Here is a 248-nt window from a genome sequence, read left to right on the forward strand (position 1 = left end):
CGGTGAAGTCGTCGATCTTGGCGTAGCTGGCGACGGAGGGCAGGCGGGTCTTCACCTGTGCGCTCTGCCGCTTGTCGAATTGCGGCGCCTTGTCGTTCAGCACCTTGTCGAGATTCCAGATCACCGCATCGGCGTTGAACGGAGTACCATCATGGAACGTCACGCCGGGACGCAGCTTGAAGGTCCATTTGGTCTTGTCGACGTCATCGACCTTCCATTCGGTCGCAAGGCCGGGGATCACCACGCTC

General features: G+C 60.5%; 1 protein-coding gene. It reads right to left on the reverse strand.

The window, feature by feature from the left end; all coding sequences use genetic code 11:
• Positions 1–248 (reverse strand): ABC transporter substrate-binding protein (locus G8O24_RS43350; RefSeq protein WP_244646460.1); only part of this gene is annotated, 248 nt, incomplete at both ends.

It is taken from the genome of Bradyrhizobium campsiandrae (assembly GCF_014529705.1).
Taxonomy (GTDB): Bacteria; Pseudomonadota; Alphaproteobacteria; order Rhizobiales; family Xanthobacteraceae; genus Bradyrhizobium; species Bradyrhizobium campsiandrae.